19 protein-coding genes and 2 tRNA genes are annotated in these 24,764 nt (G+C 42.7%); 9 read left to right on the top strand and 12 right to left on the bottom strand.

Translation table 11 applies throughout. The annotated features are described in order from the left end of the window. Nucleotides 1-184: 184 nt before the first annotated feature. A complete protein-coding gene (locus tag ACWATR_RS20740) occupies nt 185-3,055 on the bottom strand; it encodes a choice-of-anchor D domain-containing protein (protein ID WP_460336446.1) in 2,871 nt (956 codons plus the stop codon). Between the two features lie 1,046 nt (nt 3,056-4,101). Here ACWATR_RS20740 and thiD point away from each other — a divergent pair. The 3 genes from thiD (at nt 4,102) to ACWATR_RS20725 (ending at nt 6,533) form a co-directional block, all read left to right on the top strand. Then, nucleotides 4,102-4,929 carry a bifunctional hydroxymethylpyrimidine kinase/phosphomethylpyrimidine kinase gene (gene thiD / locus ACWATR_RS20735; protein WP_460336444.1) on the top strand — a complete coding sequence of 276 codons (828 nt, stop codon included), beginning with the start codon at nt 4,102-4,104 and terminating at the stop codon, nt 4,927-4,929. Nucleotides 4,930-5,101: 172 nt separating this feature from the next. Beyond that, on the top strand, nt 5,102-5,710 hold the full coding sequence (locus ACWATR_RS20730) for a hypothetical protein (RefSeq protein WP_460336441.1): 609 nt from the start codon (nt 5,102-5,104) through the stop codon (nt 5,708-5,710). Between the two features lie 484 nt (nt 5,711-6,194). After that, nucleotides 6,195-6,533, top strand: a complete 339-nt coding sequence (locus ACWATR_RS20725; RefSeq protein ID WP_012410794.1) for a P-II family nitrogen regulator — start codon at nt 6,195-6,197, stop codon at nt 6,531-6,533. Nucleotides 6,534-6,658: 125 nt separating this feature from the next. Here the strand turns inward: ACWATR_RS20725 and rdgB are convergent, their stop codons facing one another. The 7 genes from rdgB to ACWATR_RS20690 all read right to left on the bottom strand — a co-directional run bounded on the left by rdgB (nt 6,659) and on the right by ACWATR_RS20690 (nt 13,585). Then, a complete protein-coding gene (gene rdgB / locus ACWATR_RS20720) occupies nt 6,659-7,237 on the bottom strand; it encodes an RdgB/HAM1 family non-canonical purine NTP pyrophosphatase (protein WP_460336438.1) in 579 nt (192 codons plus the stop codon). An 86-nt stretch (nt 7,238-7,323) separates the two neighbouring features. Then, the gene (locus ACWATR_RS20715; RefSeq protein WP_460336435.1) at nt 7,324-8,760 is read right to left on the bottom strand and encodes a phosphoglucomutase/phosphomannomutase family protein; all 1,437 of its coding nucleotides are present in this window, start codon (nt 8,758-8,760) and stop codon (nt 7,324-7,326) included. 242 nt (nt 8,761-9,002) lie between these two features. Then, complete coding sequence (locus tag ACWATR_RS20710) at nt 9,003-9,341, bottom strand: hypothetical protein (RefSeq protein WP_460336433.1); 339 nt, start codon at nt 9,339-9,341, stop codon at nt 9,003-9,005. A gap of 167 nt (nt 9,342-9,508) precedes the next feature. Continuing rightward, nucleotides 9,509-9,988: a filament morphology membrane protein FcmC gene (gene fcmC, locus ACWATR_RS20705; protein WP_460336430.1), complete on the bottom strand. Its 480-nt coding sequence runs from the start codon at nt 9,986-9,988 to the stop codon at nt 9,509-9,511. 5 nt (nt 9,989-9,993) lie between these two features. Then, nucleotides 9,994-11,151 (bottom strand): filament morphology actin-like protein FcmB, encoded by a 1,158-nt coding sequence (gene fcmB / locus ACWATR_RS20700; RefSeq protein WP_069068970.1) that lies wholly within the window; start codon nt 11,149-11,151, stop codon nt 9,994-9,996. A gap of 240 nt (nt 11,152-11,391) precedes the next feature. Beyond that, on the bottom strand, nt 11,392-12,015 hold the full coding sequence (locus ACWATR_RS20695) for a DedA family protein (RefSeq protein ID WP_460336427.1): 624 nt from the start codon (nt 12,013-12,015) through the stop codon (nt 11,392-11,394). A 487-nt stretch (nt 12,016-12,502) separates the two neighbouring features. Next, complete coding sequence (locus tag ACWATR_RS20690) at nt 12,503-13,585, bottom strand: Gfo/Idh/MocA family protein (protein ID WP_069068972.1); 1,083 nt, start codon at nt 13,583-13,585, stop codon at nt 12,503-12,505. Between the two features lie 339 nt (nt 13,586-13,924). Between ACWATR_RS20690 and queC the strand changes: the two genes are divergently transcribed. Then, complete coding sequence (gene queC, locus ACWATR_RS20685) at nt 13,925-14,602, top strand: 7-cyano-7-deazaguanine synthase QueC (protein ID WP_460336423.1); 678 nt, start codon at nt 13,925-13,927, stop codon at nt 14,600-14,602. Nucleotides 14,603-14,728: 126 nt separating this feature from the next. Here queC and ACWATR_RS20680 read toward each other — a convergent pair whose 3' ends face one another. Next, nucleotides 14,729-16,123: a hemolysin family protein gene (locus ACWATR_RS20680; protein WP_460336420.1), complete on the bottom strand. Its 1,395-nt coding sequence runs from the start codon at nt 16,121-16,123 to the stop codon at nt 14,729-14,731. A 114-nt stretch (nt 16,124-16,237) separates the two neighbouring features. Next, entirely contained in the window at nt 16,238-16,939 is a 702-nt protein-coding gene (locus ACWATR_RS20675; RefSeq protein WP_460336417.1) for a hypothetical protein, read from the bottom strand. Between the two features lie 297 nt (nt 16,940-17,236). On the opposite strand from ACWATR_RS20675, the gene ACWATR_RS20670 reads away from it, so the two are divergent. Beyond that, nucleotides 17,237-17,309, top strand: a tRNA-Ile gene (locus tag ACWATR_RS20670). A gap of 136 nt (nt 17,310-17,445) precedes the next feature. On the opposite strand, the gene ACWATR_RS20665 is transcribed toward ACWATR_RS20670, so the two are convergent. Then, on the bottom strand, nt 17,446-17,880 hold the full coding sequence (locus ACWATR_RS20665; RefSeq protein WP_460336414.1) for a hypothetical protein: 435 nt from the start codon (nt 17,878-17,880) through the stop codon (nt 17,446-17,448). 106 nt (nt 17,881-17,986) lie between these two features. On the opposite strand from ACWATR_RS20665, the gene pyrE reads away from it, so the two are divergent. The 3 genes from pyrE to ACWATR_RS20650 all read left to right on the top strand — a co-directional run bounded on the left by pyrE (nt 17,987) and on the right by ACWATR_RS20650 (nt 23,203). After that, on the top strand, nt 17,987-18,610 hold the full coding sequence (pyrE, locus tag ACWATR_RS20660) for an orotate phosphoribosyltransferase (RefSeq protein WP_460336411.1): 624 nt from the start codon (nt 17,987-17,989) through the stop codon (nt 18,608-18,610). 506 nt (nt 18,611-19,116) lie between these two features. After that, complete coding sequence (locus ACWATR_RS20655; RefSeq protein ID WP_460336408.1) at nt 19,117-22,248, top strand: response regulator; 3,132 nt, start codon at nt 19,117-19,119, stop codon at nt 22,246-22,248. Then, the gene (locus ACWATR_RS20650) at nt 22,241-23,203 is read left to right on the top strand and encodes a GGDEF domain-containing response regulator (protein ID WP_460336406.1); all 963 of its coding nucleotides are present in this window, start codon (nt 22,241-22,243) and stop codon (nt 23,201-23,203) included. The genes ACWATR_RS20655 and ACWATR_RS20650 overlap by 8 nt, the downstream gene beginning before the upstream one ends. 85 nt (nt 23,204-23,288) lie before the next feature. Here the strand turns inward: ACWATR_RS20650 and ACWATR_RS20645 are convergent. Further along, nucleotides 23,289-23,360, bottom strand: a tRNA-Thr gene (locus ACWATR_RS20645). Between the two features lie 396 nt (nt 23,361-23,756). Between ACWATR_RS20645 and argF the strand changes: the two genes are divergently transcribed. Next, a complete protein-coding gene (argF, locus tag ACWATR_RS20640) occupies nt 23,757-24,677 on the top strand; it encodes an ornithine carbamoyltransferase (RefSeq protein WP_460336403.1) in 921 nt (306 codons plus the stop codon). The last annotated feature ends 87 nt before the right edge of the window (nt 24,678-24,764 follow it).

Below are 24,764 nucleotides of genomic sequence, written 5' to 3'. Positions count from 1 at the left end.
AGTACCATCTTTAATTAGATTTTTAGCGATCGCACTACTCAAATGCGACTCATTTAGTATTATCCAAATTGTAGGGGCGCAATATATTTATTGTGCCCCTATAGGTGCAGTCTATTGAATTGAAAACTATCTTGAAAGTGGGTTCATATTTGGATTACACTTCCACTCAGTTGACCGGGCCCAACTATGCTTGAACGATGAAATCGGAAGCAGTCAGAGTAGGCGCACTAGTGAGTTTTGCAAATTGACCCCCACTGCCTAAACCAGCAGCACTGCCATTTTGATTGTATAGTAAATTCCCAGTCAGAGGATCGTAGACAATCACAGCATTACTAGCCGCCCCTAGACTGGTGACTTGAAAATCATTGGCGTTACTAAAACCCGTTCCCACAACAGAAGTAATGGCACCAAAGGTGGTCTTATCCAGAACAATCTTATCTCCTTGAGAGCGGTTGAAGTCAGTGATAGTATCAATACCCACAGCAGCATTAGTAAAGGCAGCATTGGTGTTGTAAAGGAAAGAATCAGCACCTAGACCACCCACAAGAGCATCATTGCCTTGTCCACCAATGAGAAGATCATTGCCATTACCGCCCCGCAGCAGATCATCACCACTTTTCCCATCAATGATGTCATTACCTCCTTGACCATTAATCACATCGTTGGAGTTGTCAAAACCGACGATGTTATTGTTCAAATCATTGAGGAAGGTGACGGTGTTTTTGTTGAAAACGCTAGTTTGAGTGGAGTTGGCATTAATCACATCAAAGTTGTCGGTAAAGTTAGTCTGTCCGTCAAATAGGATATTACCGATGGCGGGTCTTGTTGGTAATGCAACTAAGTTCTCCAGGTTTTCTAACTTAAAGTTTTGCAGAGTGACTTTGGTATTAGCCACATCTTCAAAGGTGACTTCTAAATTGGTGCCGTTTTGAGTTAATTGCAGATTTCTCGCAGTCAAACCAGCCCCAATAAATTGCAAAGTGTCTATTTTCGCAATCACCGCAGCTGAAGGATTTGAGTTAGTACCTACACCACCAAAGTCCGTGATGATGTCATTGCCATTGTTTAATCGGGTGATAAAGGTGTCATTGCCGGCGGTACCATTGATAATTTTGGGTTTAACAGTGCCACTAATAACAAAGTCAAAGGGGCTTTCGTCACTATCGTTGTTGTTTAAACTGAGGCTGCCACTATAGGTACCTGGTGTAGTGGTGTTGAGTGCGACCGATATGGTGGTGGAAGCATTAGCAGCCACACTCGTCAGAAGAGTACCGACCAAACTAAATCCATCGGGAAGTTTGAGGTTACTCAGGCTGAGTGCAGATGTACCGGTGTTCTTGATGGTAAAGGTTTTAGTCAGGGTGTCACCAACAGTGGTGTCGCCAAAATTAATAGCGGTAGTGGTGCCATCTGCAATGTCAACAGTGCCATTGAGAACTTGAATTTCTGGGGCAGGAGCGGGTTTAACTGTGCCACTAATCGCAAAGTCAAAGGGGCTTTCGTCACTATCGTTGTTGTTTAAACTGAGGCTGCCACTATAAGTGCCTGGTGTAGTGGTGTTGAGTGCCACCGATATGGTGGTGGAAGCATTAGCAGCCACACTCGTCGGAAGAGTACCGACCAAACTAAATCCATCGGGAAGTTTGAGGTTACTTAGGCTGAGTGCAGATGTACCGGTGTTCTTGATGGTAAAGGTTTTAGTCAGGGTGTCACCAACAGTGGTGTCGCCAAAATTAATAGCGGTAGTGGTGCCATCTGCAATGTCAACAGTGCCATTGAGAACTTGAATTTCTGGGGCAGTAATAGTGATGCGAGGAGCTTCGTATGCGCCAATATCAATCAATGCAGTACCATTACCATCACCATCCAGAGGAATATTCCCAGTTATGGCATTAAAGACATTGGAACCAGCATCGATCGCAGGACTTCCAGCTTTGAGCGCAAAATTCTTTTTGGCCGCATCAACAAATTGAGGATCTTTACCCAAAATGTTCTGCAATCCCGTAGCTTTTAGATTATCTGAAGCTTGGAATAAATTCGAGTTATAAACAAGGTTGCGATCAAAGGTTATATTTTTGGCGAACTTAATGCTGTTCGCTTTTTGATTGTTGGTTGCGTACAAGATGTTGTTGTAGACACCTACTTTGTCTGAATAAGAAACACCAATCTCTCCATGCTCTTTAAGAACACGACCATTCTGGTAAACTGTGTTGTTGAGGACATCGACATTTGTAGCTTTAAAAATTTCAATGCCTGCACCCCCATTGTTGTAGCTTGTGTTATTTGCAATTAGTGCTTTACCGGTATAGGGTGAGCCGCCTTTAGTCTCCATAGTGGTATCAAGCATAATACCGTGCCCTTCAGTGATTTTGCCTACCACTATCCAGGGAACCAGACTTTGATTATCGTAGACAATGTTGTCTCGAAAAATTATCCTGTAGTCAGTAGTATTGTTATCGAAATTAAAACCGCGAAGTGCGGTGATTCCCTGATTACCATAAGGCGAATACCAAGCGTTTCCAGACACAACATTTTTCTCAACAGTGATGTAGTCTGTATCACTTAATGCAATGCCTCCACCTGCAAAGTTACGGACTGTATTCTCAGCAATGACAATGTGATGAGAATTAGTACCGCCCGCTCCCTGGCTATCTTTCCATGCTGATACATAAATTCCATTAGCATAGGTCAAGGGGTTGTTAACATTATCCTTTTGACTTAAGGCATATTCTAGAGTGATGTTTTCCCGATTGCCCTCTAGCTCAAGTCCTTCAATCCGCACGTAAGATGAACTAAATATATTAATCCCAGTTGTAGTTGTTTTTATCTTAGGCGTATGTCCTGGATAAGCTTTGATGGTTGTCCAGTTGTCTGGTGAGCCATTTTTGTTAAAAATGTTCCCTCCTTTGTCATAAGTGCCATTCATGACGTAGACTGTATCGCCTGTTTTCATCTCATAGAAGGCTTTACCCAAACTGCGAAATGCAGTATCTTCTTTCAAGCCATTATTTTTATCATTGCCTGTTCCAGAAACGTAGTATGTTTTGCCAGCCATTATCTTTACTCCGAATATTTTGTAAGGTGAATTGGTAATAAATTCTCAGCCACTTTCATCAGTTGCTAAGTAGTTATTTGAATGGGTTATCTGTCTGGACTTTTCAAGACAGTCACAGTTGTCCAATCGCGACTAGAAATCGCGTTGGTTCTAGAAACGCTGTTGTAAAATTGAAAATTTTTTCTCCTGTCAACCGTTGATAGTTAAACCAGGGATATCGATACCATCAATCGTCAGGGTTTTGTTGAGGGTAATCGGACGATTAGCGGGTAGACGCTTCGCCTCTTTTGCTTGTTGTCAGACATAGTCTGATTAGCAAGGCTGGATGGAGTCGAATTGAATCGTATCTTCATCTGGAGCAGATGCAATCGCTACTCTTTGCGAGCCAGCTTTAGCATCTGCCATATTCGATACAGCGATCATAATTTTGCATGGTAATTCCTCTGGACTTTATCCGTTGTCTTAGGTCAGGAGATTGCCAAATAGGCATGGTAAAATACACCCCTGACTGATAACTTGGGACTTAAAGTTACAGTGGCCAAAGTTAAATTTTGCTTGAAACTTTAGTAGGTTGACCCCTTAACTTAAGGGGATTAATGTAACAACTGAGTCGAACCTGTTTTTAAGCGGTGTAACTGATATCTTGTTGTGAACTTAGTTAAAAGTAACCTTTACAAACAGCACTTGATATCAGTGAATGCCCGTAATGTGGTAAGTTTTTTTACAACAAAAACAAAAACTCTATGGAAGTGTCGTGGTGAGTCCTGTTAATTTCCTGAGTGATATGGGAATAGAGAGCGCTTTGTGCAAGAATTTGATGAAGTTTCTCTAAAAATTTGAGGACTGGGGATTAGAGATTGGGATTGGGGATTGGGGACTGGGGACTAGTATTTTTTACTCAGCACTCTCTAGTCAGCACTATCAAGTCAGGTTGCCGTAAATGTTTATCGTTGCGATCGGGTAGGAGGGAATAGGGTTTTAGCCTAGAGAGCCAATCTTTGAGATAGTTTGGTTTGATGGCGTTAACTTACTTAATCTTCATAATTATGAATACTGCAATAAACTCCAGAATACCTGTTGCTTTAACCATTGCTGGTTCAGATAGCGGTGGCGGTGCAGGAATTCAAGCCGATTTACGCACCTTTGCTTTTCACTGTGTCCACGGTACTAGCGCTATAACCTGTGTCACGGCACAAAACACTCTAGGAGTGAGGAGGGTTGATGCTATGCCAATGAAGGCTGTTGTAGCGCAAATTCAGGCAGTAGTTGAGGATATTGGCGTACAAGCTGCCAAAACGGGAATGTTGCTCAATCAAGAAATTATCTTTGCTGTTGCCCAGCAGGTGGAAGCTTTACAAATCAATAATCTAGTAGTTGATCCAGTAATGGTGTCACGTACAGGAGCACAATTGATTGATGATGATGCTGTGAAGACTCTGTGCCATACCCTGATTCCCAAGGCGGTTATAATCACGCCCAATCGCTATGAAGCCCAGATTTTGAGCGGTTTACAAATTAATTCCTTGGAGGATATGAAAGCTGCTGCTGAAATTATTCACAAGACTTTAAGGACGAAGGCTGTTTTAGTCAAGGGCGGAGGTATGAAAGGAGATTTACGTGGCGTTGATATCTGGTTTGATGGCGATAAGTTGGAAGTTTTGACTTGCCAGCAAGTAGAGACAAAAAATACCCACGGTACTGGTTGTACACTATCGGCTGCGATCGCTGCTAATCTGGCTAAGGGAAAAGACTTGTGGCAGGCGGTGCAACAAGCAAAGGAGTATGTAACTACTGCACTCACTTACGCTCTAGATATTGGCGAAGGGCAAGGCCCTGTAGGACACTTCTTCCCATTGTTGGGGACTAGGGACTAGGGACTAGGGAAAAGTTTTCTTAATACCCAATCCCCAATCCCCAATCCCCCAATAAAAAATCTTTGCCCTTTCGATATTTTTCTATTATTCTTGGGCATAGTTTCAGGGGTGACTATCTCTGTTAGCATCTCTGTACGATCTAATTACCTTGATTTTTAATACCAAGCCCCCGATGCGAACAACCATAGGTTCTGTTCACAGAAATTCGCCAACACCGACTACTCAAGCCTACCCTCCCTCTGTACCACTATCTGTATACAGGGAATTGTCAACAGAGTTGCAAGCAGCACAGGCGAGGCTAAATGCACTCACCACCCAAAATCAGCAACTAGCACAAGAAAATCAACTATTACGTCAAGAAATTACCAAAGTCGTTGAGTCTTTTTCTCGCTTGCAAAATTTTGTGGATTCCCATGCTACACCTAATTATCATCAAGCTACCCAAGCTGTTAGCGACGTTAAAAATGCCGCCAAACAGCCTGTAACACAAGGGCGTCCACCTCAGCAGGTTTCTCGTTCACATCCACCCGTTGTGCCCAAAGCCGCACCCGAAAAAAGCCGCCGCCAAGACTTTTCTACACCTGTAATGGAAATGAATTTCCCGATACCAGAACAAGTTTTTATAGAAGAACAACAAGTAAGTTATTATTCCACTACTGAGCCAGATGCCAAGGGACTCAATGGTTGGTGGTTAATTATTACCATCTTGTTAATCATGCTTACTGCCTTTAGTGCTGGATATTTCGTTGTGCGTCCCTTGTTTGAACATCAGAAACGTTAGTTGACACTCCCACAGTCAGCAGCAGCAGTCTTTCGGGCTACTATGCAATTTGTCTACAATCACTCTCTAAATATCCAAACAAATCTGCTAAATAGTGGAGTTAATTTATTTTTAGGTTATAAAAGCTACATAAAATGCTAAATTGACAGAAACTTCTTTATGTTAGAAGCTCAAAGATTATCCAAGTTATTGGCACTCTCTGGTCTAAAAATCATGGTGGTTAAAACTACACGAGGCTTTGGCGAATGCTCAGTCGAGCCGTCGCTTATATCTCATCCCTAAAGGGACTGAGTTTTACGCTTACCTAGTGTTTCTCTAAATCTTTGCTGGTTCTCATGTCCCAAACCATCAAGCAAAGCATCTACATTTTAAAAAAGTGGCAATTATTACATATCTTTTAGGAAAAGCACTGCTAGTTACAGCTTCAGACAGCGGATCTGGTTAGATATATAAACGAAGCTAGTAGAAGTCAGGAGTAAAGAAGATGAAAAAAGTAGAAGCTATTATCCGCCCATTTAAGCTAGATGAGGTAAAAATTGCCTTAGTTAACGCTGGTATTGTCGGTATGACTGTTTCTGAAGTCCGGGGGTTCGGACGGCAGAAAGGCCAAACTGAACGGTATCGCGGTTCTGAGTACACCGTTGAGTTTCTGCAAAAACTCAAAGTGGAAATCGTAGTTGACGACAATCAGGTTGATATGGTGGTGGACAAAATTATTGCTGCTGCCCGCACTGGTGAAATTGGTGATGGTAAAATTTTCATCTCGCCTGTTGAACAAGTGATTCGGATTCGTACCGGCGAAAAGAACACTGAAGCAGTTTAAAAAGTTAGGAGTAGAGACGCGATTAATCGCGTCTGTACAAGAGTTATGAGTTGTGAGTCAGGACTAATGAATGAAGATTTAGCATAATTCATAAATCCTAACTCCTAACTTCTAGCTCCTAACTCCTAACTCCTAACTCTCTCTAGTTGCGGAAGTAAAGCTTTAAAAGCCTTCCCTCTATGGCTAATTGACCTTTTTAACTCTTTTGTCATTTCAGCAAAGGTCAATTGCAACTCTTGTACATAAAAAATTGGGTCATAGCCGAAACCACTATCACCACGAGGTGCATGGAGAATTTCGCCGCGACAAATACCTTCAGATTGTAATATGATCGCACCATCAGGACGAGCGATCGCTACTGCACAAACAAATTGAGCTTGCCGATTTTCCTCGTTGCCTAATTCGCTCAATATCCTAGCAATGCGTTCTGAGTCGGTTTTGGCGTAACGTGCAGAATACACCCCTGGTGAGCCATTCAGCGCATCTACTTGCAAGCCTGAATCATCAGCAATTGCCCAGTTTCCCGTAGCTTTAGCAATTTGTGACGCTTTCAGACAAGCATTGGCGGCAAAAGTTTCGCCCGTCTCTTCAATTTCCAATTCTTCAGGTTTGAGGGTTAATTCCCAACCAGAATTTTCCAGATAAGCTTGCATTTCCCGCAACTTACCTGGATTTCCTGTGGCTACTACAAGTAATTTAGTCATTGGTCATTAGTCATTGGTAATTGGTCATTAGTCATTGGTCATTTACCAAGGACAAAGGACAAAGGACTAATGACTAATAATGAATTTTACTCTGCCCACTGTTTCGCCCAAGCAAGAGTTTGATGCACTTGCTCAATTGTCGAGGCTTCGCAGTATAGGCGTAAAACTGGTTCAGTCCCGCTAAATCGAATCATTAACCAGCTTTTATCAGCGAGGCGATACTTGTAGCCGTCAATTGTTTGGCAATCAATCACTGCTTTCCCTGCGATTTCCGTCAATGGTTGGGTTTGCAGTTGTTGCAAAAGACGCGATCGCACTTCCATACTTGCTAAGGGTAAATCAATGCGATCGTATGCTGAGGTAAACCCTGTTTGTTTCTGCAAGTAGCGATAATATTCACCTAAATCCAAACCAGATTCTACAATCGCTTCTAGTACGTACAATGCTGATAATAGGGCATCACGTTCGGGAATATGACTACCATAGCCAATTCCACCCGACTCCTCGCCACCCAGTAAAACTTTTGCTACTAACATTCTGTCAGCGATATATTTATAACCAACTGCGGTCTCAAAGACTGACAGGTTATGTAGTGCTGCTACAAGCGGCATTAAGTCGGAACCACTAACAGTTTTAACTATTTCACCCTTAAAGTCGCGCCGCAGGGTTAAATGGTCGATTAATATCGGGATTAATACTTGAGAACTTAGGAAGTTGGCTTCTCCATCTACTGCTGCAATGCGATCGCAGTCTCCATCAAATACCAACCCCACCGTTAAACCTGATTTATCGGTTTCTCGGTGAGTCTTGATGACTTCAAATAGCTTTGAAAGGTATTTTGGTAAGGGTTCCGGCGCACCGCCACCAAATAGGGGATCGCGTTCTGAGTTGATTTCTTTGACTTGATTGCCTAGTAGTCTCGCCAATCCACTAGCAGCAGCGCCATGCATGACATCGGCAAATAACGTTAATTTACCAGATGCGATCGCTTCTCGAAGTTTGGCAATATCAACTTTACCTTCTAGCGCTTGGGTATAACTGGGCCAAGGATCGAATTTCTCTTGCTTACCTGGGGTAGCTGCTAATGGTACTCCAACCGACAACTGCGCTTCTATCTCTTTTGTGACTTCTGGTGGTACTGATCCACCAAAATAACCCTTGACTTTTAAACCCAAATATGAGCCAGGGTTATGGCTGGCTGTAATTACCAGTGCCCCTAAAGCATTGAGTTCTTTTGCTGCCCAACTATAAGCTGGGGTTGGGGCATAAGTTTCGCTCAGTAGCACATCAAAGCCGACAGCACTGACAGTATCGGCGACAGCACGAGCAAAGTCTTCTGCCATGAATCGGCGATCGTAACCGACAATTATTGTCCGGCTACCCACTGTAGAAAAATACGTATCATATAATACTTTTGCGGCAACTGGCGCGACCAGGGCTAGGCGTTCAAAGGTGAACTCGTCACCAATAACGCCCCGCCAGCCGTCTGTACCAAACTTGATTGAGTTAGCTACAACTGGCATCTAGGTATCCTAACTGTCTACTTGAGGATTCTAGCATTTATACAGTGTGCAGAGTAAAAAAAGAATCTAGTAAAAATATGTACTAATAATATTCAAGACAAAAGTGAGCCAATTTGTGTATTGTACAAATGCAATGTCTAACGATAAACCCGTTTAAGCCTCCCACATTTATAAAGCGAATAGCGTCTTTGTAACATACTGTTTCAAAAAGCTTACACTATTAGAATTGCAGGTATCTATCGTTAACATGAAGCAGACTTGAGGATTCTAGAAAATTGTATATTTAATTCAGGCTGTGTGTCGATAATTTTGTCAAAGACAGTGCCTATCTTCTTACTAGTTCGCTTTGAGGCTCGATTATTATAACCGCCAAAATACTTATTTAACCACTTAGTAATGTAATCTAAGCGAGAATTGCATACTTTTAAATATGGAAATAATTCAGGCGAATTACAACAGACGGATAAAACTGTTTTTACAGAATCATTCCAGAACATCCCAGCATGAAATTTGGCAATATTTTCAGTTTCGGACACGATCAGATTGGCATCAAAGTCCGGTATTTTTAGGTTATTGCTCACAGTTACTATTGGGTAAAATCTGCTGTTTCAGTTATGAGCGATCGCCCCATCTATACAAATCTCAATAATCCCAATATTTCCATATATAAACATTAATAATCCTTAATAGTATTAACTATTAAGGATTGTTAACATGAGCAAAAACTGCTCACAAACTTGATGGTTTCTTAAAAATCATCGAGAAACTGACTAAGGCGACTGATTACGGGGTCAACCTCTTGAGGAGGGGTAGCAACAGTATAAGAAGTATTATTTACTACTTCTAATTGAGTTGGAGACGGAACGAACGAGCGATCGTTGACTATGAGCGCCAGTTGTGCAACTTGTTGAGAAAGTTGCAATAGATGATGTTCCATCGCCTCCAAACGATTAGATCCCTTGGCAAAAAAACGTTCCTCAAGTCCAGCCACTTGACGTTGCAGTTCACCGATTTGTTGATCAATCGGTGTTGTTGCTGCTGTTTGTGGAGCAGGTTGTACAGATTCCGGTACACATAAAGATTGCCACAAGGCTTCTTTACAGAGATCGCTGAAAGTCTTGTCTGGTTGTTTTTCCAAATAACTTTCTACTTGCGCTAACAAGCTTTCATCAGCAAGCTCTGGGTTGAACGTGACGGATTTAACTACCTTTTTTGACCATTGGAACATCAGCTTTATGCCCTAGCAGCGCGATTGGAGGATAATTGTGCCTCTCCATAAATATACTGCCCCAAAGCATTCGCCTGACGGGAAGGTGCTGCTAAATGAGCATTAATCTTTGCTTCTTTGAGTAGACGTTGAACGTCGTCCCAGAAGAACTCACCACCGCCGCCAGTAAGAATCACATCGGTGACGCGTTCTGGCAACCAAGCTAGCACACGGCTACAGATTTCGCGGGAAAACATCTCTGTGAGGTTGGGAAGAAAATCATCTAGGTTGGTGGGCTTGCTAGCGCCTTTAGGACGGTAAAAGCGTTCACCTCTGGGTTTGTTGACTGCGGAAATCAGTGCTAGAGATTGACTATCTGCTCCCTCGATTTCGGCGGACACCAATTCATAAAACTTGTTCATCCCGAAGTCTTCGCTTTTAGAAGCACCTCTGGCAAAACGGAAGTTATCTACCATCAAAAGATCGACGGTTTGGTGTCCAATATCGACGATCGCCACCGATATTTTTGTAAAATCGGGGCTACCAGGACTTTTTTTCGGTTGAGCTTCAGACCACAGCAAGCTGCCGTAACCTTCTGGCATTACCCATACCTTATTGACGTTCAGCGACACAGATTCGCCTCGGAAGTTCAACACATGAGGGCCACCTACTTGGCTAATCAATTGTGCTTTTTCCTTTTCAAATTGCTCCAAGGAAAGAAAAGGCAGACCCAGTACTACTGAGATATCGTCTCTGAGTTTAAAGTAGCCAGCACTTGCTAACACTTTTACCAGTGCAGCTTCTACCTTAGATTGGCCAACTCCTAGATTCGCCCCAAAATCGGCTGCTAGTTGACCAACAGCATATCCATTTCCTTGATACTCCAGCCACAAATCCATTAAGGGATCAGTGGCTCTGGCTTCAAAAACACCACCGCGTACTTGCTCTATTGACATCTGCTTGACGTTGGCAGGTACGAACACCACATTACCGGGTTCGCGACTCACACAAGTTTTTGTGGAAGTTCTGCCTAAGTCAACACTGAGAATGGTTTTTCCCGGAACACCGCCTGTCTTGGGAGGATTATTATTAACAGCATTGATGGGAGTCGATGCTAACGGCTGCCTATTCATCGGTATAGCAGCGGCATTGATTGGGGTAGCGGCGGAAGGTTGGTCTGTCATGAAAGCTCCTAGTTCAAATTTAACTGTAAAAAGTTGTCATGCTCATCTTACAAAAATGCGAGCAACCAGAAATTCTAGGTTGCGTCAAGTGTAGCTAGAAATACGTCAAAAATGAATTCCGGCGATATCTCCGATAAGCTCATGCCTTCGCACATCTAGTATTATTTGGCATAGTGTAGGCGAATTTTGGTCAGATGTAACCCCTGCTTTCACTGCTTTCAAACCAAAAGCGTCCGTGTTTTATCTTCTAGTACGTCTTAACTGGCGCTTGAATATCCAGAAAACAAATGCTAGAGCCAAACCCCCAAGTACGATTTTGGATACAGGAGCAAGGTACTTGTCCACAAGTTCATACTGACTACCCAATATGTATCCTGAGTATGTTAGCAAACCCACCCAAGCAGCGCTACCGAATGTTGTGTAAACCAAAAATGGTAGCAAGGGCATATTGCTCATCCCTGCGGGAACAGAAATCAAGGTGCGGATTCCCGGTACAAGACGACCAATTAATACTGCTGTTCTACCTTGTCGATTAAACCACTCTTTGGCCTTGGTGATATCTTTACTAGATATACCCAACCATTTGCCATACTTGTCAGCCCAACGCTTTAAACGGATTTCGCCCAAAAACTTACCTGGATAGTACCAAATAAGTGCGCCCAATACAGAACCCAAAAGTCCTGCGAAAAACACACCAATGATATTTAGCTTTGCCCCTCCTGGTTGATATGGACTTGCTGTAAATCCAGCTAGTGGCATGATCAATTCTGAAGGAATGGGGGGAAACAGGTTCTCTAGGAACATCAGTAGGGCGATTCCCCAATAGCCAAAATAGTTGATAGTATTAGTTATCCATTCAAGCATTTAGTCAATTCCTGAAATTGCTGCATTATTAAAGTTGGCATCGCAACGGAGAAACAAAGCAAGACGAATGGAAGGTAGTGGTCTGTCCCATTAATTTTGCAAGGTTTGTAGTAAGCACTTAAGTGCTTAAAAATACAGGACTAAAGTCCTTACTACAAACTTTTATAACCCTTCAGAACTAATGGGACAGACTACTACTAGTACAGCACGGCGGAAATAAACCACCCATTCCCAATCAACAAAACCCTTACGCTGTCTTCATTTTTAATTTTTAATTTTTAATTTTTAATTCCGCCTTGCGGTACTAGGTTTTGTTTTCTAATTTTTTAGATCCCCCTTAGTCGCTTTTGTAATCAGGACTTGGGAGGATCTAAAGATTTGATGGCAAATTTAAAAACATATTTTAGATTTTTTTTGAGGTTGTGGCTGTGGGAGAGTAGGGAGAAAATTTTACCTTGTCCCCCTCATCCCCTCATCCCCTCTTGCTCTAGGCTGTCGGTGTCAATGATTGTACCCTTGGTTCCGATTGCCAGTCTAATGGATTCCAAACTCGATCTTCCAGCGCCATCTGTTCAATTAAACTTGCCAGTCTTAGGGCTTTGAGAGCTTGTTCACCACCTACTGAGGGTTGATTGCCACCATGCACACAGTTGACAAAATGTTCTAATTCTGCACTTAAGGGTTGAATGTTGCTGGTGTAGACTTTTTCAATCACACCATCTTGCCTATAAAGTACTTGTCGGTGGTCGGTGAGAGAATTGGCAGCCGTTTGTCGGTGAATCAAAATTTCATTCTTGAGAAAATCTGCCTCAGTAAATGAATTTTTGCAATGGGCGACAATCCGGCGAATTTTTCGGTGGGTGACTTTACTGGCAGTCAGAGTAGCAACAATACCATTGGCAAACCCCAAGGTGGCGGTTACATAATCTAAATAACCAGAGTCTAGGGAGCGAGTACCGCTAGCAGTCAATTTTGTTACTGGGGAAGCAGCTAATTCCAAAAGCAAGTCGATGTCATGGATCATTAAATCCAGTACAACTGAAACATCATTTGCCCGATCTGAGTAGGGACTCATTCTGTGGGCTTCTAGCGCCAGCAATTCTTCTGTTTTCAGCACTTGGCTCAGTTCTTTAAAAGCTGGGTTGAAACGCTCAATATGACCTACTTGCAGGATACACCCAGACTCAGCTGCGGCATTTACTAAAGACTCTGCCTCAGAAATACTGGCTGCGATCGGTTTTTCAATCAAAACATGAATTCCCGCTAACAGACAGTTGATACCCACGGCATAGTGCAGACGGGTGGGAACAGCTACACAAACTGCTTCCACAAGGGGTAGCAGGTCACAGTAATCTTCAAAAAAACGCACCTTGTACTTGCTGGCAGTTTCTAATCCTCGCTCGACGTTAATATCTGCCACTCCGACTAGTTCAACATCTTTCATTGAACTCAGCACGCGAGTGTGGTGTTGTCCCATGTTACCCACTCCAATCACGCCTATGCGGATTGGTCGTGGCTGGTTGCGCTGTGTATATGGATTCGGTTCTGCCACTGACATGCTATTTTGCACTATTATTCTCTCCTCAACCACCAAATTTAGAGACGCTACGGCCGTTGGCGTTTATACTCGAAAGCCGGTTACGATCCGTCTAAAACCATCCAGATGGTAACATAGAGCCTATGTTTATGAAGAATTTCAAAGTTTGTGATCGGTTCCCGTAATCCAAATATCTTTTGTATAGATATTTCGGGTTTGCTTGGGATTTTGCACTTTCTACAAAAAATATATGTCTTTTTATTAGCTTTAAAAAATTCAGTAAGACCTAAGTGTAAATTATCCTTAGTATTGCTTCCTGGGATCTTGTTAAGGTTTGATTTGGCGATTTGAAATCCAAAAGTTGCAATCGAGATGAAAGCTGTAATTCTGTTATCTGGGGGATTGGACTCTTCCACAATTCTGTATAAAGCTAAGGCCGATGGCTGTGAATGTCATGCTATTTCCTTTGATTACCAGCAGCGACACCGACGAGAGTTACAGTCAGCCCTTACTGTTGGTCAAAAGGCTGCGATCGCAAAACATCAGGTAGTTAATTTTGATTTACGACAATGGGGTGGTTCAGCACTTACCGATGACGCCATTGATTTACCCCAGGAGCGATCGCTAGATGAAATGTCTCAAAATATTCCTGTCACTTATGTTCCGGCTCGTAATACCATCTTTTTAAGCTTTGCTCTGGGTTACGCCGAAGCGATCGCAGCAGAGCGTGTCTATATTGGTGTCAACGCCTTAGATTATTCAGGATATCCTGACTGTCGCCCCGATTATATCCAGGCAATGCAGGAAGTCTTTCGCCTGGGAACCAAACAGGGGCGTGAGGGACAACCAATTAATATTGTTGCACCCCTAATAGATTTGAAAAAAACTGAAATCATCCAACTGGGGAACCAATTGGGAGTTCCTTGGGAACTAACTTGGTCTTGCTATGCCGGTGGTGATGTCGCCTGCGGCGTGTGTGATTCTTGTCGCTTGCGGCTAGCAGCTTTTGCCGAATTGGGACTTGTTGATCCAGTGGCCTATGCTTCTTGAGTGAGGAGTGAGGAGTTAAGAGTTAAAATCCAGTACGCTTGGGTTAAAACGCGATAAATCGCCGTCTCTACAAGTGTTTTGGTCTTATCTGAACTATATTGAGTTAAAATCCATAACTCCTAACTCTTAACTCTCAACTCCTAACTCTTCTAACCGTCGCAGTTGAATCTGATGCAGGCGTGGGCCAACAATTGATACCACAGTGAATTCGAGATTTTCATAACAGAAGGTTTCGCCTTTAACAGGAATTTTCTGTAACTGATACAGCAAAAAGCCTCCCAGTGTTTGGTATTCTCTTGTCACGGGTAAATCGAGATGTAAAACTTCGTTGAGGTCTTCAAGGTTAATTTGTGCCTGCACCAAAAATTTCTGCTCATCTAACATCTGAATCAGTAAATCGTCGCTGCTCTCAGGTTCGCCGGCGTCGCCAATGATTTCGGCAATGACATCTTTGATTGTCACTAGTCCCACAGTACCGCCAAATTCATTCACTACCATGACCATAGCGGGTTTCTCTTGCTGCATCATGGGCAAAAGTTCACTCAAGGGCGTATGTTCTGGAACAAACCGGGCGGGACGCATCCAAGGTTGGATCTGTGTCTCTAAACTTAGGTTTCCTACAGCCAAAGGTTGTGCCAAATCTTTAAAATAAACAATGCCGCGAACATCGTCCAAAGATTCACCAATCACGGGATAGCGAGAGTAACCAGTGGAAGCCATTTCCTTGAGTAATGTTTGGAAGGTAGCATCTTTTGGCAGTGTGATAATACTGGTGCGAGGGATCATCACATCTTGGGCCATGACATCCCCAAACTCAAAGACATTATTGAGCAGTTCTCGCTCCGCACGCTGTAAACCAGTAGATCCCCATTCTGTAGAAATAATCAGTTGCAATTCTTCAGGGGTTACAGGTGGTCGCCAGCCTTGACCTGTGTATTGAATGCCAAAAATCCGTAATAAAAAACGAGTTGATTGGTTAAGAATCCAAATGAAGGGGCCAAAAAAACGCACGATCGCTTTTACCGAAGGCCCCAAAAACCTCGCTAGCTGTTCTGAGTACAGCATGGCTAAGGATTTGGGACATAATTCTCCGATCACTATTTGCAAATAGGCAATTAAGAAAAAGGCAATGGGAATTGATAAGGAATGGGCCAGGAAGGTAGTCATCCCACTAGGTAAAGGCCAGGATTTAAACCATGCATTTACCAGCACGACAATCGTACTTTCGCCAATCCATCCCAGTGCCAAACTAGAGAGGGTAATGCCTAACTGGGTGGTAGATAGCAGTCGGTCAATACTGCGTTGTAGCATTTCTACTGCGATCGCTGGAATATCCCCAGCCTTAACTAGCTGGTGAATACGCGATCGCCGCACGCTCACCATCGAAAATTCCGCTGTCACAAAAAAGGCATTTATGGCAATCAGTAGTAGCACTGACAATAACCGTAGCGCCACATCTGTCCAAATTAAATTAGGAAAACCAATCACCACCAAAGCTCGTGTAAAACTCACGCCCTCCATTTAGGGGAATAGGGGAATGGGGAGTGGGGGATATGAGGGGGGACAAGAGAGAATTTACTCCCCTCTCTCCAAGTGCCCCATGCCCAATGCCCCATGCCCAATGCCCAATGCCAATTACCTTTCTACAGGAATATCCAATGCCTCTAGCTTCAATTGTTGAGCGGGATAATCAGTAAGAGCAAGTGATATTTTCTTGACATCATCAAGTAAAGCTGTGGGAATGCTCACTGTACCTGAAAATGCTGGCCCATTTACAGGCAATTCTGTTGGTAAACCCTCTGTACTGGCACTCAAGGTTCGTCCTTTATCATCGCTAACATCTAGAAAACTATAAAGGAAGCGCACAGAATCCTTACCTTTGTTCTGCATTTTCACTTTCAGTAGCAAATCACCACCGGAGTAGCGAAAAGATTCCACAGTCATGGTTACACCCTCACTTTGGGCAGTAACCGGAAAACCTGGCTGGGGTTTTTCTTCAACCACTTCTGGGGTTTTTTCCTCTGGCTTTTGTTTGCTGCTATTGGTTTCTTCATCATCTTCCTCTAGCTTTTCCGATTTAGCAGCCTTGGTCTTACCCTCAATTCGCGCCTTGACAATTTTCAGTATCTCTTCCTCTTTTAATAGCACTAGCCCTCCCTGTTGAGAGCTATTTGCCTTATTGCTGGCAAATTTGGTTGTGGGTCGCCCATCTGGTGTGGTAACGCCTTTAAGTGCTGAACTCCCCAGCTCAAACCCCAGAAGTGCGCTCACAGAACCTGCTCCCATCATCAGGATTAACAAAATCAAAGTAAGAAGTACAGTAGAATTTATTTTCATCGCTGACAAGCTATCACAATAGAATGCTGGTCTATTTAAGAATAGTGAAGCTTTTGACCTCAATCCTTAAAGGAACTTAATCAATATTAGTTTGCACTATATCTATGATCAAATTATGTAGTATAAAAATCTGGTAAACTCTTGTCCAGTATTCACACGTGATAAATTTGTGCTATATTCATGGAATTGGCTAAACTCAGTGCAATGAGGTATTTTCCTCATTCTAAAATTAGCAAATAAGGTTGACATCAGAGTTAAAGTAATTTACTCATAGCAACCCATAACCCAACAAAACAAGCGCCTTTGGCCGATTGGGGAGGCAACGAACTCATAATTCGTCTTCAGGCTGGTTCGATTCCAGCAGGGCGCACTGAATCTTTAAAAAGTAGTAACACAGGGCATTGGGCATGGGGGATAGGCATCGAAACTTGTACTGAGCGTTGCTGAAATGTTGGTTAGTAATTATTATCCCCTGCTCCCTACTCCCTACTCCCTACTCCCCAATCTTACCGAGATGGTAAGGTTTCAAACCTGAATTCAGTTCCTACTCTGAGTTTGTTGCTATTCAAACGAGGAGACATCATCAGTGATGTGTCATAAGGATTTGGTAAATCAGGGGTGCGAATATAAGGATCGTTGCCAACTTGCTGAGTCAAGACATCATGATATAAAGTGTTAACCAACTCAGCATCGCGGGCAATTTCATTTTCTGGGAAAGAACCACCGAAACCAGAACCAGATCCTAGAAATGAGTCTAGCTGGCGTTTGAGGCTGCTATTTTCGTAGAAATTGCGATCGTGACGAAAATAGGCTCGTTCAAATACATCACTCGTAGTTTCAGCTTTCGGTGTTTCCGTTTGGGCAGATGCAACTGAGGGAAAAGCAATACCAGCAGCAAGTAGCACTAATAAACCACCAAGGGGTTTGAATTTTATACGCACGTTTCCCACTCCTCAATTTTTGTTTTGGGCGAATCTTAATTTATGCTTAAGTTCAGAACTCTGATGAGTTCAACCTTTGGTGTAGCACAACTTTTAATGTTTTGTAATGACGTATCCTACTGAAACTCTTACCCACTCAGATATTTGGGCAACCACTGCTGATTTGACCACTTTGCGCCACAAGCTACTAGATTTATTTTGCCAACTTGCTTATCAAGAGGGTGATTTTCTCCTCTCTTCTGGGCTACGTAGTTCTTATTATGTCAACAAGACACAGGTGACACTACATCCTCAAGGGGCTTTGGCAGTTGGACGGCTACTGTTTCCTTTATTACCTTTAGATACACAGGCTGTAGGTGGTTTAACAATGGGGGCTGATCCAATTGTGACAGCAGTAAGTGTAGTTTCTGTTTATGAAAACCGACCGATACCAGCGCTGATTATTCGCAAGGAAGCCAAGGGTTATGGGACGAGAGCTTATATAGAAGGTCCCAGTTTACCAGAAGGTGCAAAAGTAGTAGTTTTGGAAGATGTGGTTACAACTGGACAATCTGCTCTGAAAGCAGTTGAGCGTCTTAAAGATGCAGGTTATAGTGTAAATCTAGTAATTTCACTGGTAGACCGACAGCAAGGAGGAGGTGAGTTGTACCAGTCTGCTGGGTTGAAGTTTGAAACTTTGTTTTCGATTCAAGAAGTTCAGGAACGCTTTCGACAACTTGCGAATTCATAAATAATATAACTTGTACTAATTCGTAATTCGTAATTCTTAATTACGAATTGGTAGAAGTCCTGAATATAAAATAATACGGTTCAGTTAGAGATTAAAATATAAAGTTTAGGACTTACCGCATTAATAAAATATAGCAACTTGAATTAATCGGGTAAAACTTTTTATCCACGTATTCATACACACTTATCCATTCATAAATTAAATGTCGCTATTTCACAAAATGATGTCGCATTTTTTGCTTATAACCCTTGTTATACAAGGGTTATATTTTTTTCAAAAATACTACAAATGGGCATTTTACATAGATGGAGTTAAGCAAAAATTTATATTTAGATAGGAATTTTTGTGTAAATGTAGCCCAACTAGACATCGCTATTTTGAAAAAGCTTTTCATTTACTGAGTATCATTTTTAGCAAATTATTCAAATGATTCAAGGTAATTCACCTTGTGAGAATTTTCAATTTAGATTTACTACTTTTGATTTCCAAAACCGCTTATCTTAGCTATGCAGTCACCAAATCCTATTTCACTCTCCTCGCTGACCCCTTCAGTACTTACGGCTTTAGAAGTGTGCAGTGATGAATCGGTGTATGCTCCGGGCTATATTCAGCCGCATGGAATCTTGCTGATGCTGCAAGAGCCACACCTTAGAATCTTGCAGATTAGTGAAAATGTGGAACAGTTTTTTGGGATTTCGGCAGAAGGATTGCTGGGTCAACCATTGCAACGATTGTTTTCTGGCGATCAAGTGCAACGACTTACTGGGTATCTAGCTCAAGAGAACCTGGAGCTTTGCAATCCGTTTCAACTAAAAACCCGGCGGAGGGTTGCCCAGACTGATTGGCAACGGAAAAATCAGACATTTAGAGGTGTGATGTACCGGATGGTAGATGGGTTGATCCTGGAACTAGAACCTCAGCAATCCAGCAACAGCAACCATTCAACCCAGTTTTATCACCGCCTGCAAGGAGCGATCGCCAATCTCCGTAATGCCACTAACCTAAAAAATATGGCTCAAACCCTTGCCAAAGATGTGAAAGCAATGACTGGGTTTGATCGAGTTATGATCTACCGCTTTAAGGCAGACGATAGTGGTGTGGTGATTGCGGAGCAGAAACAGAGGCATTTAGAAAGCTACTTGGGACTGCACTATATGGCGACAGATATTCCCACGCCAGCCCGCAAGTTGTTTTGCCGCAAGTGGATGCGATTCATTCCCGATGTCAATTACACCCCTATCCCTCTGATTCCCAGCAACCATCCTCTGACGGATACACCCCTCGATCTGAGTAATTCTCTGTTACGAGGAGTGTCTCACTATCACATTGAATACTTACAGAATATGGGGGTTGCTGGGTCGATGACGATTTCGTTGCTCAACGACAAACGCCTCTGGGGATTAATTGCCTGTCACCACTACAGCCCGAAACTAGTGGATTATGAAACTCGTAAAGCCTGTGAATTTTTAGGACAGTTTGCCTCGATTGAACTGGTGCATAAACAAGAACAACAATTGTATTTTTACCGAACACAGGTGAAAAGGATTCAGGATGAACTGCAACAGATGTTATTACAGGAGTCCAATTTTATTGAGCAAGTGTTGAGCCGAAATACTTTTCAATTACTGGAGCTAGTTCATGCTCAAGGAGCGGCGATTTCACTTGATGGTCATCTGACATTAGTTGGTCAAACGCCATCGATTACCCAAGTGCAGGATTTGGTGACGTGGTTGGTGCAACACCAGGAAGAACAAGTGTTTGCGACTGATTCCCTATCACGTTTATATCCAGAAGCGAAGGCATTTAAAGATCAAGCTAGCGGCATTCTCGCAATTTCAATTTTATTCAATCATGTTAAACAAAAGTCTTACCACATTATCTGGTTTCGACCAGAGCAAATCCAGACAGTGAATTGGGTGGGCAACCCCCAAGATACGGTGAAAATCAATGAAATTGGTGAGATGGAATTGTGTCCCCGAAAGTCCTTTGAACTGTGGAAGGAAACTGTGAAAGAAACTTCCTTGTCTTGGGAGATTGCGGAACTGGAAGCCGCTACCGAGATGCGAAATACGCTAATGTTGGCACTGCTGGAGTTTTCCCAGATAGCCCTAGAAGAAGCGGCAGAACAAGCCGCGATCGCCAACCGTGCCAAAAGCCAATTCCTCGCTAAAATGAGCCACGAACTGCGGACTCCTCTCAATGCCATTTTGGGATTTACTCAGTTGATGAACCGCAGCGATAAGATTCCATCTGAGTTTCAGGAAGATTTAGACATCATTAGTCGCAGTGGAGAACACTTGCTAACCTTGATCAACGATGTCTTGGAAATGTCCAAAATTGAAGCGGGTCAGTTACAGCTAACGGAAAATTGTTTCGATTTGCAGCAACTAATCCACTCTATCAGAGATATGGTTGCCCTTAAAGCTTTAGAGAAAGGAATTGATTTGATCGCAGAACAGCATACCAGCGTTCCTCGCTATGTGTATGGTGACGAATCAAAACTGCGCCAAATTCTACTCAACTTATTAAGCAATGCGATCAAATTTACGACAACAGGTAGTGTCACTCTGCGATTAGAAGCTTTGACTGGGAAAGTGGACAGCATCAACTCACTTGATTCAAGAGATACCAATGATTCCAAACCAATTATCACCCTTCATGTCGAAGTTGAAGATACTGGATGTGGTATCGCTCAGTCTGATCTGGAAACTGTGTTTGCAGCCTTTATGCAAACAGAACGAGGTCGCCATACTCAAGGTACAGGTTTAGGCTTATCGATTAGCCGTCAGTTTGCCCGTTTAATGGGTGGTGATATTACAGTGCGAAGTATCTTGGATCAGGGGTCAACTTTTATTTGTGAGGTTTTACTGAGTCTGGGCAACCCAGCAGATATCATCGCGCCGGAAACGACTCGCACTGTTATCGGTCTAGAACCCGGACAACCCACTTATCGCATTCTAGTGGTGGAAGATTTTCAAGAAAATCGTCAGTTGCTCATCAGGCTATTGGAATCAGTTGGGTTCGAGGTCAGTGCTGCCGAGAACGGAAATGAAGCGATCGCTCTCTGGGAAAAATGGCATCCCCACCTGATTTTAATGGACATTCAAATGCCCGTGATGGATGGCTACGAAATTACCCAGCAAATTCGCGGCAGGGAGGTAGGTGAAGAGGTAGTGATTATTGCAGTGACGGCTTATGCCTTTGAGGAAGACTACACCACCAGTATTCAAGCAGGCTGCAACGACCACATCAATAAACCATTTATAGAAGCTATCCTATTTGAGAAGATTGCACACTACTTAGGAGTCCGTTACCGCTACCGCGAAGAAGCTTTATCGGGGTTAGACCAGCAAACTTTAATTCAGAAATCCCTAACAGCCAAAGATTTACAGGTAATGTCGCCAGAGTGGATTATTCAGGTGCATCAAGCAGCTTTGGATCTCAATGATGGCGAACTCTACAATCTCATCGCTCAAATCCCCAACCAGGAGCAAGTTCTCGCCAATGCTCTGAAATATCTAGTAGATAATTTCGAGCTGGAGGCGATCGCAAAGCGCTGCTGCGTTGGCGAAGCCTCTCCGCAAGGAGAAGCGCAGATCGCAAATCTCACCCAAACTCAGTCAAAAGATTATGGCTAATTTACTTAAATCCCCTTCGGAAACGAATATCCTCGTCGTGGACGATACCCCCGATAATCTACGGTTGTTAGCCAAAATATTAGAGTTGCAGGGTTACATCATCCGTAAATCCATCAACGGGAGAATGGCATTACAAGCCGCCGAGCGACATCCACCGGATCTGATTCTGCTTGACATTAATATGCCCGAAATGAATGGGTACGAGGTTTGTCAACAGTTAAAATCATCAAAAACAACAGATCAAATTCCGATTATTTTTATTAGTGCCCTTGATCAAATCAATGATAAAGTGCAGGCTTTTGAATTAGGTGGACAAGACTATATCACTAAGCCATTTCAAGAACTTGAAGTGCTAATGCGAGTCAGAAATCAGTTACTTATCAAACAGCAACACCAACAACTTCTTGAGCAAAATCAACGCCTAGAGCATGAAATTCAGGAACGCTTGAAAGCTGAAGCAGAGGTAAGGCAGCTATCTTTAACTGATGAATTGACAGGGCTATATAATCGACGTGGTTTCTTTTGGCTGGTAAATCAGCAATTCAAAATTGCCCAACGCACACTAATGTTCTGCTGTCTTTTGTTTGTTGATTTAGATGGTTTAAAGCAGATTAATGATTCTCTAGGGCATGAAATCGGAGATAAAATGCTCGTTGACACAGCCGAATTACTAAAGCAATCCTTCCGTGATTCGGATATTATTGCTCGTCTAGGAGGAGATGAGTTTGTCATATTTGTTCCTGTCTGCTCCCGAACTACAGAGGAATTTTATCCTCGACTACAATCAAATATTGATCGCTTTAATCAAGAGCATAATCACTCATACCAACTATCTATAAGTGTTGGTGTGACACAATGCGTCTTAAATGAAAACGTTTCACTAGAACAATTGATCGAAGAGGCTGATAAGCTTATGTATGAGCATAAACGCGCTAAACGCTGGGTAAATCATTAATTGTTCTACTGACAGTAGAAATTATTGACATCCAATTCGTGAGTCTACCATTAATCCGGTAAAAGCTTTCCATTTTTTTAGTCCAAGCCAGCAGCGGGATTTGAACTCGCGACCTTCCGATTACAAGTCGGATGCACTACCACTGTGCTATGCTGGCAAATTTGGGGTTATCTTCAATTAGCAACCACAATTTATTATTGTACCATAAAGAATTTATTTGTCTAGGTGTAATCCCTAAAAAATATTTTCCTGTTCAGAAATTAGGTTAGAAGACCAGAGATTTTGGCAATATTGGGGTTTTTGTGCGTCAAATTTAGTTGCTCTCAAACCTTTGATTGCTGAGGTAAAAACTATTTTCTAAAACCTCTTGCCTCCTGCCCTCTGCCTTTCTTCGGTGATTCTGATCACTGATAAAATTGATAAATTCATAAAAAAAGCTAGCTCAAATCCTGGGCCGGAGGCAAAAATATCTAGTACAGTTCTAAAATTGTATTTTTTTGATCCGGCTGGTAAAGCAACAGAAATATATAATTGTTCTTTACACATCGGAAGCATGGCAGTGTTGATCGGACGAGATTTATTAAGTCTGGCGGACATCAGTCCAACGGAACTTCAAGAACTCCTGCAATTAGCAACTCAACTTAAATCACAACAGTTGAAGTTGCAATGTAATAAAGTTTTGGGGTTGTTGTTCTCCAAAGCTTCAACTCGCACGCGGGTAAGTTTTACAGTAGCAATGTACCAACTTGGTGGACAGGTAATTGATCTCAACCCTAATGTCACTCAAGTTAGTCGCGGCGAACCTTTGCAGGATACGGCGCGGGTGTTAGATCGATATTTGGATATTTTGGCAATTCGCACTTTTGCCCAGCAGGATTTGGAAACTTTTGCTCACTATGCCAATATTCCAGTAATTAATGCACTTACTGATGCAGAACACCCTTGTCAGGTATTAGCTGATTTATTGACGATTCAAGAAAGCTTTAACACCCTTGCTGGGTTAACTTTAACCTACGTGGGTGATGGGAATAATGTGGCTAATTCTCTAATGTTGGGCTGTGCTTTAGTGGGGATGAATGTTAGAATTGCTACCCCTAGTGGATATGAACCAGATTCTAGGATTGTAGAACAAGCAAGAGCGATCGCTAACAACAAAACTGAAGTCCTCCTCACTCACGATCCAGAATTAGCTGCAAAGGGTTCTGCTGTACTTTACACTGATGTTTGGGCAAGTATGGGACAAGAAGCAGAAGCCGATAACCGGATGCCAATTTTCCAGCCTTACCAAATTTCGGAGCAGCTATTGAGCCTTGCTGACCCAGAGGCAATTGTTTTACACTGCTTACCAGCCCATCGCGGTGAAGAAATTACCGAGGCAGTTATTGAAGGCTCCCAATCACGAGTTTGGGAACAGGCAGAAAATCGCCTCCATGCCCAAAAAGCTTTACTTGCAAGTATTTTAGGGGCAGAGTGAGGGAATAGGGCACAGGGGATAGGGTATAGTTTTCTTGCTTGTAACCTGTACCCTCTAACCTGTAACCTGTATGTAATATTCTTATTT

Source organism: Nostoc sp. UIC 10890 (genome assembly GCF_054786515.1).
The sequence above is the reverse complement of the archived record's forward strand: the minus strand, read 5'-3'. Positions and strand labels throughout refer to the sequence as shown.